Consider the following 18,759-nt stretch of genomic DNA (forward strand, 5'->3'; position numbering starts at 1 on the left):
AAACCTTCAGTTTCAGTACAGCTGTCAGGTTGGCGCACGCGGTGGATAAATCCGCGTCGGCAGCCAGAAAATCAGCAGAATCAGCGCCACGGCGACACCGGCCATGCACACGTAGAGGTCGGACGAAGTCAGCACCACGGCCTGCTCGTGCAAGCGATGGGCGAGGCCCGGATCGCTGTGATCGGCCAGCGGCGAATTGCCGAGGCTGTCGACCAACATGGTCGAATGGAAATTCAGACGCGATGTGGTCAGCGCTTCGATCACGCCGGTGGCAACCACTGCGGCGAGGCCTTTGACGGTGTTGAACCACGCTGACGCGAAGGGACCTTCCATCGGCGTGATGCTGCCGGTCGACAACATCAGCAGCGGCAACACCGCCATCGGCTGGCCAAAAATCTGCAGCCATTGCAGGACGTAGAAATCGTCGCGAATCCACGCCGAAGTCAGGTGCGAACCGCCGAGGCAGGACAGCGCGAGCATGCCAAGACCAATGCCAAGCACCCAGCGGCAATCGACCCAGCGTAAATTGCACAACGCCGCCACCAGCGGCAGCGCGATCAACTGCGGCAACGCGGCGATGAGCATGATCGGCGCGGTTTGCGCCGGACGATAACCCTGCACCTGCGCCAGATAACTCGACGGAATCAGCACCACCGCCAACAGCACGATCAACACCCCGGCGAGGGTGATCAAGGCGAACAGCAGGTTGCGGATGCCGAGCATCTGTAGCTTGAAAAACGGAATCGGCTGCGACCATTCATTGATCATGAACGCCACCAGCAGCAGCGAACCGGCGCCGAGCAAAGCGCAGATCAGGTTCGATTCGAACCAGTCCAGCCGATTGCCCTGCAACAGGCCTATGACCAACATGCAGATCGCCGGAAAGCCCAGCAGCAAGCCTTTCCAGTTGAATGACTTGAGCCGCTCCAGGCGCAGCGGATCCTGCGGCAAGCCGTAGGCCACAGCAGCCATGGCGATCAGGCACGGCACGATGATCTGCCAGAAGGTCCATTGCCAGCCGACGTATTCAGTCCACAGACCGGCCAGCGGCGTGCCGAGTCCCGGGCCGAAAGTTGCGGTAAGTGCGTAGCCGGCCAGTCCGTACAGCTTGATGTTTGCTGGCAGAAAGCGCAGCGCGACGGTCATCAGCATCGGAGGCAACGCGCCCCCCGCCAGGCCCTGAAGGATGCGCATCAACAACAGACTTTCGTAATTCGGGGCGAACGGGCACAGCACACCGAGCAACGTAAACAGGCCAATGGCGCAGAGGGTGAAACGGCGCAGCGAGAAGGTCACCGCACACCACGGTGCGAAAGCCATGGCCGCGACCGACGTGGCGGTGTAGCTGGCGACCAGCCAAGTGCCTTCGTCATAGCCGATGTGCAGCGCGCCGCGAATATCGGCGAGTGCGACTTTGGTGACCATCTCGTTGAGGCCCGAGACCAGCACGGCCAACAGCACGCCGACCAGACCAATGATGATCCGCGCCCCGAACACCGGTGGCGCAGCCGCCGTCGCCGGGCTGGCCGCGGCGAGGGGCGCCGTGACCGTCAGGGAAGTCATGAATGAAAAGCTCCGGGGGTGAAATACCGGAGCATTTTAGTGAGGCATGATGCTGACGAAAATTGACTTATTGGCAGGTTATAAGTGCATCAGACACAACGGTGGATGCCTATGTGGGAGCGAGCCTGCTCGCGAAAGCGGTGGAACAGTCGCTATTGAGGTGACTGACTCGGCGCCTTCGCGAGCAGGCTAGCTCCCACAGGATTCGATGGTGTCTGATGATTTAGGGCTGTGCCGCCAGCCACGTTTCATCGCAGCAGGTCTTGAGGGTTTCGCGCAGCCAGCGGTGGGCCGGGTCCTTGTCGAAGCGCGGGTGCCAGGCCTGGGTCAGCATCAGCATCGGCAGCGGAATCGGCAGGTCGAACGAGCGCAGTTTCAGCCCCAGCCGCCGTACGCTGAGCAGGGCCTCTTTGGGCACCGGCAGGATCAGGTCGGAGTCAGGCAAGGCAAACATCGCCGCATGAAAACTCGGCGCGATGACCGCCACCCGGCGCTCCAGCCCCAGTGCGTTCAACGCCGTATCGATCGGGCCGCGAGCGATGCCCCGGCGCGACATGCTGATGTGGGAAAACCCGGCGTAGCGCTCGGCAGTGATTTCGCCATCGAGCAACGGATGGTTCTCGCGCACCAGGCCGACGAAGTGGGTGGAGAACAGGTTCTGCACTTTCACTTCCGGCGTGAGCGGACGGGTATTGCTCACGCTCAGATCGATGCGCCCTTCGCGCAGCGCCTCATCGTCGCCGTCACCTTCCGGGACGAAGCGCAATTCGCAATGCGGGGCGAGCTGGTCGAGGGTGTCGAACAGCTTGCCGCCGTAGACGCCGACGAAGAAATCATTGGCACGGATGCTGAAACGCCGGCGCAAGGTGCCCAGCTCGACGCTGTCGGCGGAGCGGAACAACAGCGCTGCCTGCTCGACCACGTCGCGCACCTGTTCGCGCAGCTCAAGAGCTTTGGGTGTCGGCACCAGACCGCGTCCGGCGCGGACCAGAATCGGATCGCCGATGGCTTCGCGGATCCGCGTCAGCGTGCGGCTCATGGCCGCCGGGCTGAGGTTCATCCGCCGCGCTGCGCCGACCACACTGCCCTCGTCGAGCAAGGCATCGAGGGCGACCAGAAGGTTCATGTCCGGGAGTTGCATGCTGAGCACTCATTGCTGATCTGGATTGATCTGTGCGCAATGCTAGCAAACATTCTTCAAGAGTGGCGGAGCCAGCGCTGGCCTCTTCGCGAGCAGGCTCGCTCCCACCTTGGAATGCGTTCTCATGTGGGAGCGAGCCTGCTCGCGAAGAGGCCAGCCCAGCCAACGAAGATCTCAGCGCTGCATACCCCAACGCTTGACGGTCACACGCTCGAGGCTGTCAAACACCAGATTCTCCACCAGCAGACCAATCAAAATCACCACCGCCAACCCGGCAAACACCTTGTCGGTGTACAGCTCATTGCGATTCTGAAAGATGTACCAGCCCAGCCCGCCCTTGCCGCTGGTGGCGCCAAAGACCAATTCGGCGGCGATCAATGTGCGCCAGGCGAACGCCCAGCCAATTTTCAGGCCCGCGAGAATCGACGGCAGCGCCGCCGGAATGAGGATGAACAACACCAGGCGCAAGCCCTTCAAGCCATAATTGCGACCAGCCATGCGCAAGGTCTCGGAGACGCCAAGGAATCCGGCATAAGTGTTCAGCGCCAGCGCCCACAACACCGAATGCACCAGCACGAAAATCAGGCTGTTCTGCCCCAACCCGAACCAGAGCAGCGCCAGCGGCAGCAGGGCAATCGCCGGCAACGGGTTGAACATCGAAGTCATCGTGCTGAGCAGATCGCGCCCCAACTGGGTCGAGACCGCCAATGTCGTCAGGGCAAAGGCGAGGACAATGCCGATCAGGTATCCCTTGATCAGCACCACCAAGGATATCCACACCTTGGCCAGCAACTCGCCACTGAGCACACCGTCAAACAGGGCCTGTGCGGTTTGCAGAAAGCTCGGCAGCATCAGGTCGTTGTTCTGAATCCGCGCGACCACTTCCCAGATGATCGCCAGCACGATCAGGATCAGGCTTTTACGCAGCCAGCCCTGTTGCCACAGGCGCGTGCCAAGCGGCAATTCACGCTCGACCGGCACTGCGGTCAGCGGCTCGAGCACGGTTTCGAATTCTTCACGCACGGATGATGAATGGCTCATCGGGTAGTCCTCCTGGCCGCTCAATAGGCGATGCGAATGTCGTTGAAGTCATGCTCACGTTCGGTCTCCGGCGCCTGGCCTTCATCGAACAGCAGACGATGAATGCGCCGTGCCGATTCCTGAAACGCCACGCCACCGAGGCTGTGCAAATCGTATTGATGGCTATGCACTTCGGCGCACACCCGCCCCGGATGCGGCGACAGCAACAGAATGCGATTGCCCACCACCAGCGCCTCTTCGATCGAGTGGGTGACGAACAACAGGGTGAAGCGCACCTCTTCCCAGAGCAGCAGCAATTCCTCCTGCATCTTGCGGCGGGTCAGCGCATCGAGTGCAGCGAAGGGTTCGTCCATCAAGAGGATTTTCGGCTGCATGGCCAACGCCCGGGCGATCGCCACCCGTGCCTTCATGCCGCCGGACAAGGTGTGCGGATAGGCGTCGGCGAACGCCGCCAGGCCGACCTTTTGCAGATAGTGCAGCGCGCGTTCTTCCGCGTCTTTCTTGTTCAAGGTGCGCGAGGCGAGCAGCGGGAACATCACGTTCTGCTTCACGGTTTTCCACGGCGGCAACTGATCGAATTCCTGGAACACCACAATGCGGTCCGGCCCCGGCGCATCGACGCGCTGGCCTTGCAGACGGATCTCGCCTTCGCAGGGCTGGATGAACCCTGCGACCGCTTTGAGCAAGGTAGATTTCCCACAACCGGACGGGCCGAGCAGGACGAAACGATCAGCCGGGTCGACGGCGAAACTGACCTGGTGGGTGGCGCGCACCACGCGTTGCGGCGTGCGGTATTCGAGGCTGACGTGATCGACGGCCAGCAACGCTTCGCTGTGGGCGATCGGGTTGCTGGCCGCGTGGCCTGGCAATGGGGCGTTCATGGTCGATCTCCGGCAAATCAGAAAGGCGCGTCGCCCTGGATGGTCGTGCGATACAGCTTGCGGCGCAGATGCGCGGGGCAGCCGGCGGCAAGATGGATCAGCGAACGGTTGTCCCAGAACACCAGGTCGTGGGGTTCCCACTGATGGCGGTAGATGTTTTGCGGCAGCACGCTGTGGGCGAAGAGCTCGGCGAGCAGCTGGCGACTTTCGTCTTCCGGCAGACCGACAATGCGCGTGGTGAAGCCTTCGCTGACGAACAAGGCCTTGCGGCCGTTTTCCGGATGAGTGCGCACCACCGGATGCACCACTTCGGCGACCTGGGCCAGTTGTTCCGGGGTCAGGGTCGGGCGCCAGTTGCCTTCGAATTTGGTTTCGCTGTAGCGCGCGGTGTAGGAATGCGCGGCGGAACGTCCTTCGACCGCATTGCGCAACGCAGCGGGCAGGTTGTCCCAGGCTTTGTGCATGTCGGCAAACAGCGTGTCGCCGCCCTCGGAGGGCAGCTCTTGGGCGTGCAGCATCGAGCCGAGACTTGGCAGCTCTTTATAGGAAAGATCGGAATGCCAGAACTTGCCGGCGTCACCGAGACCGATGTTCTGGCCGTTCTCGATGATATTGGAAACGATGAGAATTTCCGGATGATTGGCCAGCAGGAACTGCTTGAGCACGTGGATCTGCAACACGCCAAAGCGACGGCTGAAATCGATTTGCTGTTGCGGGGTGATCTGCTGATCGCGAAAGACCACGACGTGGTGATCCAGGTGCGCGCGGTGAATACGCGCGAAGTCCTGATCATTGACCGGTCGGCTGAGGTCGAGGCCAACGATCTCGGCGCCGACGGCGCCGCTGAATGGACGAATTTCGAAAACCTGGGGCGCGGCAGTTGCGGCGCTTTCGGTGGCAGTAGCGGCGGACATCAATCATCTCCCACGCACGGCGCGCTCACGGACGCGCACGTCGATCAGACACTCACGCTGGATTGCGTGTCGGTTCAGGTCGTGCGGCGCGCCGATTGGTCGGCAGGTACGCAGGTGGGTGACTTTATAGCTATAAGAATTGGAAATTAAATACCGTTAATGAATAACGATATGGCAATTGATGAGGGGTGGGGTGACGATTTGTGTCACTTCCCGACAGATATGTAGAGTCTGAGCGGACGCCTTCGCGAGCAGGCTCGCTCCCACAGTTGAAATGCGATCTCCTGTGGGAGCGAGCCTGCTCGCGAAGGGGCCGTCAGCAGCGCTGAAGATCAGCGCTCGTGCAACGCTTCAGCCCGCGCCCGGATGATCGGCTTGAGCAAATAGCTCAACACCGATTTCTTGCCAGTGATGATATCCACCGAAGCAACCATCCCCGGGATGATCAGCAATGGCTTTTCATCGGTGCCCAAGTGGCTGCGCTCGGTGCGCACCTTGATCACGTAGTAGGTGGTTTTCTTGTCTTCGTCGGTGATTGTATCCGCGCCGATCTGCTCCAACTGCGCCTTCAGTCCGCCGTAAATGGTGTAGTCATACGCAGTGAATTTGACGATCGCTTCCTGCCCCGGGTGCAGGAACGCGATGTCCTGCGGGCGGATCTTGGCTTCGACCAGCAAGGTGTCGTCCAGCGGCACGATTTCGACCATATCGCTGCCCGGCTGGATCACGCCGCCGATAGTGTTGACCAGCAACTTGTTGACGATACCGCGCACTGGGGAGGTGACCAGCGTACGGCTGACGCGGTCTTCCAGCGCCTTGCCGGTGGCCTGGGCCTTGTTCAGATCGGTGCGTGCTTCGTTGAGCTGGGTCAGCGCTTCGCTGCGGAATTTGCCGCGGGTTTCGTCGATCTTGCGCTGCACTTCCTTGATCGCCGATTCCGCGCGCGGGATGGCCAGCGTGGTCGCGTCGAGCTGACCACGGGTTTCCACTTCGGCACGCTTGAGGCGCAACACTTCCACCGGCGAGACCGCGCCCTGCGCCACCAGCGGCTCGGACATGTTGATTTCCTGACGCTGCAAACCGAGCTGCTGACGGTACTGCGCCTGCTTGGAGCTGAACTCACGCAGCTCTTGCTGACGCTGGATCAACTGCTCCTGCAAGCCACCGATTTCGTCGTGCAATTGCTGACGGCGGCTGATGTAGAGGGATTCTTCGCTCTTGGCCTGACCCGGCACGGCTTTGAGTACGTCCTCGGGGAAATTCAGCGGACGATCATCGACTTCCGCGCTCAGACGCTCGACCCGCAGCAGCATCGACAGGCGATCAGCCTCGGTCTCGCCGACATTGGAGGCAAAACGCGTGTCGTCGAGACGAATCAGCGGCGCGCCGGCCTCGACGATCTGGCCTTCCTTGACGAACAGCTCGGAGACGATACCGCCCTCCAGGTTCTGGATTTTCTGGATCTTGGAAGACGGAATCGCCTTGCCGTCGCCCTTGGTCACTTCGTCGATCACCGCGAAGTTGGCCCAGAGCATAAGGAACACGAAGAAGCCGATGATCGCCCAGATGGTCAGGCGCACGACGCGCGGGGCGTCTTCGATCAGCGCCTTGTTGACCTCCGGCAGCGGCTGGCCCTGCAGCGAGGCAGAGCCCTTGAAGTAGCGACGGATCGACTCCTTGACACCGGACTTAAGCAACACTGATCTGCCCCTTCTTCAACGCTTCCATCACGGCGGCTTTCGGCCCGTCGGCGAGAATCTGCCCGCGATCGATCACCAGCAGGCGGTCGACCAGCGACAACAGCGATGCCCGGTGCGTAACCAGCACCACGGTCTTGTTTTCAACCACCGCCGCGAGGCGTTGCTTGAGGCGTTCTTCGCCGGTGTTGTCCATCGCACTGGTCGGCTCGTCCATCAGCAGAATCGGCGGATTGAGCAACAGCGCCCGGGCCAGGGCGACGTTCTGCCGTTGGCCGCCGGAGAGGTTCTGCCCGCGCTCGCCGACTTGCAATTCATAGCCTTGCGGGTGCAGACGAGCGAACTCGTGCACGCCGGCCAGTTCGGCGGCTTGCAGCACCAGCTCGTCTTCGACGTAACGCGCGCCGGACACCAGGTTGTCGCGCAGGGTGCCGGACAGCAGCTGAATGTCCTGCGGCACGTAACCGATGTTGTAGCGCAGTTCGCTGACGTCGATCTGGCGGATGTCCACGCCGTCGACCAGCAAGGCACCATCGTCCGGTTGATAGAGGCCGACCAGCAATTTGGCAAGCGAGCTTTTGCCCGAGCCGCTGCGACCGATGATGCCGATCTTCTCGCCGGGACGGATCACCAGGTTGATGTTCTTCAGCGCGGGGTTCTGTTGATCCGGGTAGGTGAAACTGAGCTGACGGCATTCGATCGCACCCTGCAAAACCTTGCGGCTCAGCGGACGCTCTTCGAAATTGCGCTCCTGCGGCAGCTCCATCATCTGGTCGACGGAGGTCATGGTCACCCGCGCCTGCTGATAGCGCGTGAGCAGACCGGACAGCGACGCCAGCGGGCTCAGCGCGCGGCCACTGAGCATGTAGCAGGCAATCAGCCCGCCCATGCTCAGGTTACCGGCGATGATCTGGTACACGCCGAAGACGATCATGATCACCCCGGCCAATTGCTGGATGAGCAAGGTGATGTTCATCGCCAGACCGGAGAGCATTTTCACTCGCAGCTCGAGGCGGCTGAGGGTGCCGATAGTCTGCTCCCACTGATACTGGCGCTCGCTTTCGGCGTTGTTGACCTTGACCGCGTCGAGGCCGGCAAGGGTTTCGATCAGGCTCGACTGCCGTTCGGCGCCCAACGCCATGGTGCGCTCCATGGTCGCGATCAGCGGCTTCTGCAAGGCATAGCCGATCAACAGCGCAATCGGGAACGCCAGCACCGGAATCCACACCAGATGCCCGCCGAGGATGGCAATGACGATGAAAATCAGAATGGTGAACGGCAGGTCGATCAGGCTGGTCAGGGTCAGCGAGGCGAGAAAGTCGCGCAGGCTCTGAAATTCATGGATGTTCTGCGCAAAACTGCCGACCCGCGCCGGACGGTACTTCATCGCCATGCCGACGATGCGCTCGAACAGTGTGGCGGAGATGATCAGGTCGGTTTTCTTCCCGGCCAGATCCAGGCACAGGCTGCGCAGGCTCTTGAGGATCAGGTCGAAGATGTAGGCGCCGGTGATGCCCAGCGCCAGCACCCACAGGGTTGCTTCGGCCTGGTTCGGTACCACGCGGTCGTAGACGTTCATCACGAACAGCGGCGCGGCCATGGCGATGATGTTGATCAGAAAACTCGCGGCGATCGCATCGGCGTACAGCCAGCGCGAACGCTTGAGGGTGTCGCGAAACCACGAACGTGCCCGCGGGATCAGCGTGCCGTGGTTGACGTCAAATTTGTGCTGCGGCTGAGCGAAGAAGACTTTGCCGGTGTAATCGTCGGTCAGCAGTTCACGGCTGACCACCGATTCGCCGCCATCGCTTTCGCTGAGCAGCACCCGCGCATCGTTGTCGCCCTGCCAGCCGAGCAGAACGGCACTGCGGTCATCCTTGAGCAACAACAGCGCGGGCATGGCGATCGCCGGAATCTCTTCGAGCTTGCGCTGCAACACCCGCCCCTGCAGGCCGGCGCGAGCCGCTGCGCGCGGCAGCAACTCGACACTCAAACGTTGTTTGGGCAGCGGCAGGCCGGTGGTCAGCATCGCCGCGCTGGCAGGTTTCTGATGCAGCATGCACAGGGCAAGCAGACCATCCAGCAACGGATCGTCATGCAACGCGCGTGGATCATGGCTGAGTTGAACTCGACTGACTTCTGATTCCACGCTCGACACTCTTTAGCAGTTGAAAGGGATAACTCAGTTCATCCCAGGCAGCTGGACCTTGGGCTTCACGTCGTTCTGCACAACGGATGCCAACGGTGCGACCACTCCCTGGCTTTTGAGCAATTGGCCCATGGTCGCCTTGATTCGGTACTGAGTAAATAACTGAATGTTCTTGATTTCTGCCAAACGCCGCGAGGCGGTGAACAACTCGTTTTCGCTGTCGAGCAAGTCCAGCAGGGTGCGTTCGCCGAGGCTGAATTGACGCTGGTAGGCGGTACGCACCGAGGTGCTGTGATCGACGTACTGCTGAGCGATCGGCACCTGGGCGTTGGCGTTGTTCAGCGCGTTCCAGGCCAGGCCGAGCTCCTCGTTCAATTGACGCAAGGCGTTATTGCGGATATCCAGCGCCTGGTTGGCCAGGTACGACTTGGATTCCAGATCGGCCTTGTTGCTGCCACCGGAATACAGGTTGAAACGCATGCGCAGCATGGCCTGCCATTCGTTGTTGTGGCCGTTCTGGCCGTCGAGATCGTTATCGGCGGTGCGGCCAAGTTCGGCGTCGAAGCGCGGGTAGAAGGTCGATTTGGCGGTGGCGAACTGCTTTTCGGCAGCGGCGATGTCGGACTCGGCGGAGCGCAGGATCGGGCTGTTTTCCAGCATCTGCGCGCGGGCCTCATTGAGGTTGGCCGGCATCATCGCCATGAACGGCGCCGGACGCTCGAGCTGGTCTGGCATCTGGCCGACGGCGCTGAGAAAGTTGGTTTGCGCATCGGCGAGATTGGTCTGTTCGGTGATCAGGTTGTTGCGGGCCTGGGCCATGCGCGCTTCGGCCTGATCAAGGTCGGCACCGCTGCCGACGCCGCGTTGGGTGCGCAGCTGAATCTGGTCGTAGATGCGCTGGTGGCTCTTGAGGTTCTCCTCGGCCAAACGGACGAATTCGCGGCGGGTCAACACGTCCAGATACACCTGGGCGACGGTCAGCGCGGTGCGCTCGGAAGTGCCGAGCAGGGAATAAGCACGGGAGCTGACGTTGGCTTGTTGACGCGCGACTTCGTTGGATGTCGCAAAACCGTCAAAAACCATTTGCGAGAGACGTAAACTTGACTCGCTGCGGTTCAAAGTCTCCCAATGATTGCCGCCACCGTTCGCTCGGGTCGTCACACTGTCAGTGCCTTCACGGCCATAACCGCCCAGCAGATCGACCTTGGGCAGGTATCCCCCTTTCGCCGCCTTTAATTGATAATCCGCCGCCAATCGACTGTTGACCCCCGCCTGAATCTCCGGATGGACATCCAGCGCCTGTTGCATGGCTTCTGGTAAGGATTGTGCTTGTACAAAAGAGGCGGCGAGAGCGAAGGGAGCAGCAAGGAGCAAAAGCGAACGCATGGTTGGAATTTTCCCGGAACTTCTTGTCTTGAATCACAGCAAAAACGTGGCGCTGCGTCGGATGATGGCAACCCGAAAGACCGTATGTCGGAAAGTTCAAAAGAGGAACTGGATGACAGGCTGAAGGACAGGTCGCCGCGGAAATATCAATGTGACATTAGTGGGGCGATTGTTTAGGATGGCTCCCAGAAGGTCAATAGTTTGGCATAAAGTTAATCGCGATAATTTATAGCCAGATTATTGACGGAAATCCAGCGTCAATAAGTTATCCATTTATAGAAAGTACGTCCAGACTGAAGTGGCGCCGACGCCCGTCAGGTCCATGGAAGTCAACTGAATGTGACACCCCGGAGAGTCTTCAATGAGCAGTGTTGTTGCCATCGTCAAAAGCATTGTCGGTCAGGTTTTCGTGGTGTCCCCAGAGGGCGTGCGTCGCGTACTCGTTGAAGGCGATCGCCTGTATGTCGGCGATCAGATCGATACCGGGCTGTCCGGCGCGGTGTCGCTGGAACTGGCCGATGGCCGCACGCTCGATCTGGGCCGCGACACCCAGTGGAGCGCCAGCTCGCCTGACTCCAGCACTGACCTGGCCGAAGCCACCGCGCAGGCGGCACCTTCGGTAGAGGAACTGCAGCAAGCCATCGCCGCCGGTGTCGACCCGACCACCGCACTCGAATCCACCGCGGCCGGCCCGACCGCCGCAGGTACCGGCGGTGCTGCCGGTGGCGGCCACAGCTTCGTCATGCTCGACGCCACCGCTGGCCGCGTCGATCCGACCATTGGCTTCCCAACGGCGGGCATCAATTCTGCCGGGCAAGTCGCGCAGGACACCACGGGCGGCCTGACCACCGACACCACCACCAACGCGCTGCGTGATTCGACCCTGAGCCTCAGCGCCACGCCGACTATCACCGAAGCCGGCGGTGTGCTGGTGTATACCGCGACCCTGACCCAGGCACCGCTGACCGACCTGACCATCACCTTGTCCAATGGCGCAGTGATCGTCATCCCGGCCGGTGCCACCACCGGCACCGTCAACGTACCGTTGGCACCGAACGACACGGTCTATAACGACCCGACCCAGATCGACGTGACCGTCACCGGCACCAGCGGCGGAAACGGCATCACCGTGACCCCGCCGACCGCCCCGGCGACCACGCAAGTCACCGACACTGTCGACACCACTACTGTTACCTTGACGGCCGCCTCGAGCGTCACCGAAGGCGGGCAGATTACCTATACGGCGACGTTGACCAACCCGGCTCAAACCCCGGTAACCGTAACCCTGTCCAATGGCTCGACTATTACTATCGGCGCTGGCCAGACTACCGGCACCGTCAACGTGCCGACCCCGACCAATGACGTCTATAACAATGGCAGCACCGTTACGACGACGATCACCGGGGCTACCGGCGGCAACTTTGAAAACCTGGTGCCGAACCCGACGCCAGCCGTTACCACCATCACCGATTCGGTCGATAACACCGGCCTGACCCTGACCGCGACCAACAACATCGTTGAAGGCGGTCAGATCACCTATACCGCGACCCTGACCAACCCGGCGCAAACCCCGGTAACTGTCACTCTGTCCAACGGCTCGACCATCACCATTGCGGCCGGCGAAACCGTCGGCACCGTCAACGTGCCGACTGCGGCCAATGACGTGTACAACAACGGCAGCACCGTCAGCACGACCATCACTGGCGCAACTGGCGGCAATTTCGAAAATCTGGTGCCGAATCCGACCCCAGCCGTTACCACCATCACAGATTCGGTCGACAACACCGGTCTGACGCTGACCGCGACCAACAACATTGTTGAAGGCGGACAGATCACCTACACCGCGACCTTGACCAACCCGGCGCAAACCCCGGTTACCGTCACCCTGTCGAACGGCTCGACCATCACCATTGCTGCTGGCGAAACCGTTGGCACCGTCAACGTGCCGACCGCGGCCAATGACGTCTACAACAATGGCAGCACCGTCAGCACCACGATCACTGGCGCTACCGGTGGCAACTTCGAAAACCTGGTGCCAAGCACCACGCCTGCGGTCACCACGATTACCGATTCGGTCGACAACACCGGCCTGACCCTGACTGCGACCAACAATATCGTTGAAGGCGGTCAGATCACTTACACCGCGACACTGACCAACCCGGCGCAAACCCCGGTAACCGTCACTCTGTCCAACGGCTCGACCATCACCATTGCGGCCGGCGAAACCATCGGCACCGTCAACGTGCCGACTGCGGCCAATGACGTTTACAACAATGGCAGCACTGTCAGCACTACGATTACTGGCGCTACCGGTGGCAACTTCGAAAACCTGGTGCCGAACACCACGCCTGCGGTCACCACCATCACCGATTCGGTCGACGACACCGGCCTGACCCTGACCGCGACCAACAACATCGTTGAAGGCGGTCAGATCACCTACACCGCAACCCTGACCAACCCGGCGCAGACGCCGGTTACCGTCACTCTGTCCAACGGTTCGACCATCACCATTGCGGCCGGCGAAACCATCGGCACCGTCAACGTGCCGACTGCGGCCAATGACGTGTACAACAACGGCAGCACCGTCAGCACCACGATCACTGGCGCAACTGGCGGCAATTTCGAAAATCTGGTGCCGAGCACCACGCCTGCGGTCACCACCATCACCGACTCGGTCGACGACACCGGTCTGAGCCTCAGCGCTACCGGTTCCGTGGCCGAAGGCGGCCAGATTACTTACACCGCTACGCTGACGAATCCGGCTGGCACTCCGGTAAGCGTGACCCTGAGCAACGGTTCGGTGATCACCATCGATGCCGGCAAAACCACCGGCACCGTCACCGTTCCAGCACCTGCCGATGACGTTTACAAAGACGCCGGCCAGGTCGAAGTCAGCATCAAGGACGCCACCGGCGGCAACTTCGAGAATCTGGTGCCGAACACCACCCCGGCGGTGACCGAAATCACCGATACCGTCGATACCTCGACGGTGAAGCTGACCGCAGACACCTCGGTTGCCGAAGGCGGCACGGTGACTTACACCGCCACCGTCGGCGCGCCAGTCACCGGCTCGCCTGTCGTCGTGACTTTGGCTAATGGTCAAAACATCACCATCGCTGTTGGCCAGACCTCCGGCACCGCAACCTACACCGCACCGAACGATGCCTTGACCGGCAACGCTCCGCTGACCAACTCGATCACTGGCGTAACCGGCGGCAACTTCGAAAATCTGGTTGCCGATAAAACTCCGGTATCGACCGCCGTTACGGATGTTGCCGACACTACCAATCTGTCCTTGAGCGCCACCAATTCGGTTGCTGAAGGTGGTTCGATTGTTTACACCGCGACCCTGACCAATGCGGCTGGTTCGCCAGTAACCGTGACCTTGTCGAACGGCGCTGTCATCACCATCAAGGCTGGCGAAACCAGCGGTAATGTGACCGTTGCTGCACCATCCGACGACGTCTACAAAGACGCCGGTTCCGTGCAGGCCACAATCACCAGCGCCACCGGTGGCAACTTCGAGAACCTGCTTCCGAGCACTGCTCCAGCCGTGACGACAGTCACCGACACCATTGATACCTCGATGGTCAAACTGACCGCAGATACCTCGGTCGCTGAAGGCGGCACCGTCACCTACACCGCCACTGTCGGTGCGCCAGTCACCGGCTCGCCTGTTGTCGTGACCCTGGCGAACGGCCAGAACATCACCATCGCCGTCGGTCAGACCACTGGCAGCGTTACCGCCCCGGTATCGAATGACGTGCAGATCGGTCACGCACCGCTGACCAACTCGATCACCAATGTCAGCGGTGGTAACTACGAGAATCTGGTCGCCGACAAGACCCCGGTCAGCACCACCGTGACCGACACCGTCGACACCACCAGCGTCGCGCTGACTGCCACTGGCAACGTCAACGAAGGCGGGCAGATCACCTATACCGCAACCTTGAGCAACCCGGCCGGCACCCCGGTTACCGTGAATCTGAGCAACGGTTCGGTCATCACTATTGAAGCCGGCAAGACCACCGGCACCGTGACCGTTCCGGCTCCTGCCGATGACGTCTACAAAGACGCCGGTAAAGTCGAAGTAACCATCAAGGACGCCACCGGTGGCAACTTCGAAAACCTGGTGCCCAATCCGACGCCAGCGGTGACCAACGTTGCCGACACCGTCAACACCACGCACCTGACCCTCAGTGCCGAGAGCTATGTGCTCGAAGGCGCTTCGATCACTTACACCGCAACGCTGACCAACGCCGCGCAGACCCCGGTCACCGTCAACCTGAGCAATGGCCAGACCATCACCATTGAAGCAGGCAAGACCAGCGGTTCGGTGACAATTGCCGCACCGAGCGATGACGTCTACAAGGACGTCAGCAAGCTCACCGTGACCATGACCGATGCCAGCGGCGGCAACTTCGAAAAGCTCGACGTCAGCAAGACTCCGGTCAGCACCACAGTCAACGATACCGTCGACACAACCGCGCTGACGCTGACTGCCAGCGATACCGTCAGCGAAGGTGGCCAGATCACCTATACCGCGACCCTGAGCAACCCGGCCGGCACCGCCATGACCGTGACCCTGGCCAACGGCGCAGTGATCAATATCGCAGCCGGCGCCACCAGCGGTTCGGTGAATTTCCCGGCACCCGCCAACACCCCGTATATCGATGGCAGCAACGTGCGGACGGCAATCGCCAGCCACAGCGGCGGCAATTTCGAGCGAGTCGAGGCCGATCGTTCGGCTGTGGTAACCAAAGTCACCGACGCCGTCGACACCACCGATATCAGCCTGAGCGCCACCGGCAGCGTCGCCGAGGGCGGCTCGATCGTCTACACCGCAACCCTGAGCAACCCAGCCGGCTCCGCCATGACCGTGACCCTGAGCAACGGCGCGGTGATCAACATTGCCAAGGGTGCGAGCACTGGCTCTGCGACCGTCGCTGCGCCCGCCGATGATGTGTACAAGGACGCCGGCAAGGTCGATGCGAGCATCACCAAGACCAGCGGCGGCAACTTCGAAAACCTGGTGGTCGACAAGACCCCGGCAGTGACCAACGTTACTGACACCATCGACAACAGCACTGTTTCGCTGATTGCCAGCGCCAGCGCGGTCGAAGGCGGCGTGGTCGTCTACACCGCTTCGGTGACCGCACCGGTCACCGGTTCGCCGGTAGTCGTCACCCTGTCCAACGGCCAGACCATCACCATTCCGGTCGGCGCCAGCAGCGGCAGCGTCAACTTCACCGCGCCGAACGATGCACAGGCCGGCGGCAACACCTTGAGCGTGAAAATCGACGGCGCCAGCGGTGGCAATTACGAAAATCTCGTGGCCGACCAGACCCCGGCGGTGACCTCGGTGACTGACGTCGCCGACACCACCAACCTGGCGTTGTCCGCGACCGGCTCTGTGGCCGAGGGCGGTTCGATTGTCTACACCGCGACCCTGAGCAACCCGGCCGGTACTCCGGTCACCGTCAACCTGAGCAACGGCGCGGTGATCACCATCGAGGCTGGGAAAACTACTGGCACCGTCACCGTTCCGGCACCTGCCGATGACGTCTACAAAGACGCCGGCAAAGTTGAAGTCACGATCAAGGACGCCACCGGCGGCAACTTTGAAAACCTGGTGCCAAGCACCACGCCAGCGGTCACCGATGTCACCGATACCGTCGACACCTCGACGGTCAAACTGACCGCCACCGAAACCGCAGCCGAAGGCGGCACTGTCACCTACACCGCCACGGTTGGCGCACCGGTCACCGGTTCGCCTGTGGTCGTGACCCTGGCCAGCGGTCAGAACATCACCATCGAAGTCGGTAAGACCAGCGGCAGTATCAGCACCACCGCGCCGAACGACGTCCTCGCCGGCCACGCGCCGCTGACCAACTCGATCACCAATGTCAGCGGCGGCAACTTCGAAAACCTCGTCGCCGACCAGACCCCGGTCAGCACCACCGTGACCGATACCGTCGACACCACCAACCTGTCGCTCAGCGCCACCGGTGCGGTGAACGAAGGCGGGCAGATCACCTACACCGCGACGCTGACCAACCCGGCCGGCACACCGGTGACCGTGACCTTGAGCAATGGCGCGACGATCACCATCGAGGCCGGCAAAACCAGCGGCACCGTGACTGTCGACGCACCGAAAGACGACGTCTACAAAGACGCAGGCAGCGTTGAAGCAACCATCCAGAGCGCAACGGGCGGCAACTTCGAAAACCTCGTCACCAGCACAGCGCCGGCGGTGACCACAGTCAACGACACCATCGACACCTCCACCGTGTCCTTGAGCGCCACCGCGAACGTCGCCGAAGGCGAAACCGTGGTCTACACCGCGACCGTAGGCGCGCCAGTGACCGGTTCACCGGTGATCGTCAGCCTGTCCAACGGCCAGACCATCACCATCGCGGTCGGCGAAACCACCGGCAGCGTCAACTACGTCGCGCCGAACAGCCCATTGGCGGGCGGCAGCTCGTTGAGCGTGACCATCGATGGCGCCACGGGCGGCAATTACGAAAAACTGCTGGTCGACGGCAAGTCCGCTGACACCGTGGTTTCCGACACCACCGACACCACCAATCTGAACCTGACCGCCAGCGATTCGGTCGCCGAAGGCGGTCAGATCACCTACACCGCAACCCTGACCAACCCGGCCGGCACACCGGTGACCGTGACCCTGTCGAACGGCGCCACGATCACTATCGACGCGGGTAAAACCACCGGCACCGTGACCGTCGATGCACCGCAAGACGACGTCTATAAAGATGCCGGCAAAGTCGAAGTAACCATCGAGGGTGCGACCGGCGGCAACTTCGAAAACCTGGTGCCGAGCTCGGTTCCAGCCGTGACCAATGTCACCGATACCATCGACACTTCGACGGTCAAACTGACCGCTGATACTTCGGTGGCTGAAGGCGGTACCGTTACTTACACCGCCACCGTCGGCGCGCCTGTTACTGGCTCGCCTGTGGTTGTGACTCTGGCGAACGGTCAGAACATCACGATCGCGGTAGGTCAGACTTCCGGCACTGCGACCTTCACCGCACCGAACGATGCGTTGGCTGGAAACGCTCCGCTGACCAACTCGATCACTGGCGTAACCGGCGGTAATTTCGAGAATCTGGTGGCGGACAAAACCCCGGTTTCGACTTCCGTCACAGACGTTGCCGACACTACCAATCTGTCGCTGAGCGCGACCGGTTCTGTGGCTGAGGGCGGTCAGATTACGTACACCGCGACACTGACCAACGCTGCAGGCTCGCCTGTTACCGTGACCTTGTCGAACGGCGCCGTGATTACCATCAAGGCTGGGGAAACCACCGGCACTGCGACTGTTCCTGCCCCGTCCGATGACGTCTACAAAGACGCCGGCTCCGTCCAGGCAACGATCACCAGCGCTACCGGTGGCAACTTCGAGAACCTGGTACCAAGCACTGCTCCGGCCGTAACGACAGTCACCGACACCATCGACACGTCGACCGTCAAACTGACCGCCGATACGTCGGTGGCTGAGGGCGGCACCGTTACCTACACCGCCACCGTCGGCGCACCAGTTACCGGTTCGCCTGTGGTCGTGACCCTGGCGAACGGTCAGAACATCACCATCGCTGTCGGCCAGACTACTGGCACTGCAACTGCTGTTGCTCCGAACGATGCGCTGGCCGGCCACGCGCCGATCACCAACTCGATCACTGGCGTAACCGGCGGTAATTTCGAAAATCTGGTTGCCGACAAGACCCCGGTTTCGACCACTGTCACCGACGTTACCGACACTACCAATCTGTCGCTCAGCGCCACCAACTCTGTTGCCGAAGGTGGCCAGATCACCTACACCGCGACATTGACCAACGCCGCTGGCTCGCCAGTGACCGTGACCTTGTCGAACGGCGCTGTGATCACCATCAAGACTGGCGAAACCACCGGCACCGCAACTGTTCCTGCACCGTCCGACGACGTCTACAAAGACGCCGGCTCTGTT

9 protein-coding genes are annotated in these 18,759 nt (G+C 61.3%); 1 reads left to right on the forward strand and 8 read right to left on the reverse strand.

Going from position 1 to position 18,759, the window contains the following annotated elements; all coding sequences use genetic code 11:
- Positions 1-24: 24 nt before the first annotated feature.
- The 8 genes from GXB78_RS02515 to GXB78_RS02550 all read right to left on the reverse strand — a co-directional run bounded on the left by GXB78_RS02515 (position 25) and on the right by GXB78_RS02550 (position 10,772).
- On the reverse strand, positions 25-1,563 hold the full coding sequence (locus tag GXB78_RS02515; protein ID WP_329514015.1) for an MFS transporter: 1,539 nt from the start codon (positions 1,561-1,563) through the stop codon (positions 25-27).
- A 223-nt stretch (positions 1,564-1,786) separates the two neighbouring features.
- On the reverse strand, positions 1,787-2,704 hold the full coding sequence (locus GXB78_RS02520; protein WP_016772273.1) for a LysR family transcriptional regulator: 918 nt from the start codon (positions 2,702-2,704) through the stop codon (positions 1,787-1,789).
- A 174-nt stretch (positions 2,705-2,878) separates the two neighbouring features.
- On the reverse strand, positions 2,879-3,745 hold the full coding sequence (locus tag GXB78_RS02525; RefSeq protein WP_329514016.1) for an ABC transporter permease: 867 nt from the start codon (positions 3,743-3,745) through the stop codon (positions 2,879-2,881).
- Positions 3,746-3,765: 20 nt separating this feature from the next.
- Complete coding sequence (locus tag GXB78_RS02530) at positions 3,766-4,626, reverse strand: ABC transporter ATP-binding protein (protein WP_329514017.1); 861 nt, start codon at positions 4,624-4,626, stop codon at positions 3,766-3,768.
- Between the two features lie 17 nt (positions 4,627-4,643).
- Entirely contained in the window at positions 4,644-5,540 is an 897-nt protein-coding gene (locus tag GXB78_RS02535; protein ID WP_083353939.1) for a TauD/TfdA dioxygenase family protein, read from the reverse strand.
- Positions 5,541-5,872: 332 nt separating this feature from the next.
- Positions 5,873-7,240 (reverse strand): HlyD family type I secretion periplasmic adaptor subunit, encoded by a 1,368-nt coding sequence (locus GXB78_RS02540; protein ID WP_024011116.1) that lies wholly within the window; start codon positions 7,238-7,240, stop codon positions 5,873-5,875.
- Positions 7,230-9,386 (reverse strand): type I secretion system permease/ATPase, encoded by a 2,157-nt coding sequence (locus tag GXB78_RS02545; RefSeq protein ID WP_329514018.1) that lies wholly within the window; start codon positions 9,384-9,386, stop codon positions 7,230-7,232. Before GXB78_RS02545 ends, GXB78_RS02540 begins: the two co-directional genes overlap by 11 nt.
- A 33-nt stretch (positions 9,387-9,419) precedes the next feature.
- Positions 9,420-10,772, reverse strand: a complete 1,353-nt coding sequence (locus GXB78_RS02550; protein ID WP_329514019.1) for a TolC family outer membrane protein — start codon at positions 10,770-10,772, stop codon at positions 9,420-9,422.
- A 361-nt stretch (positions 10,773-11,133) separates the two neighbouring features.
- On the opposite strand from GXB78_RS02550, the gene GXB78_RS02555 reads away from it, so the two are divergent.
- The coding region (locus GXB78_RS02555; RefSeq protein ID WP_329514020.1) for a retention module-containing protein at positions 11,134-18,759 on the forward strand (7,626 nt) is incomplete at its 3' end.

Source organism: Pseudomonas moraviensis subsp. stanleyae (genome assembly GCF_036283065.1).
GTDB lineage: Bacteria > Pseudomonadota > Gammaproteobacteria > Pseudomonadales > Pseudomonadaceae > Aquipseudomonas > Aquipseudomonas stanleyae.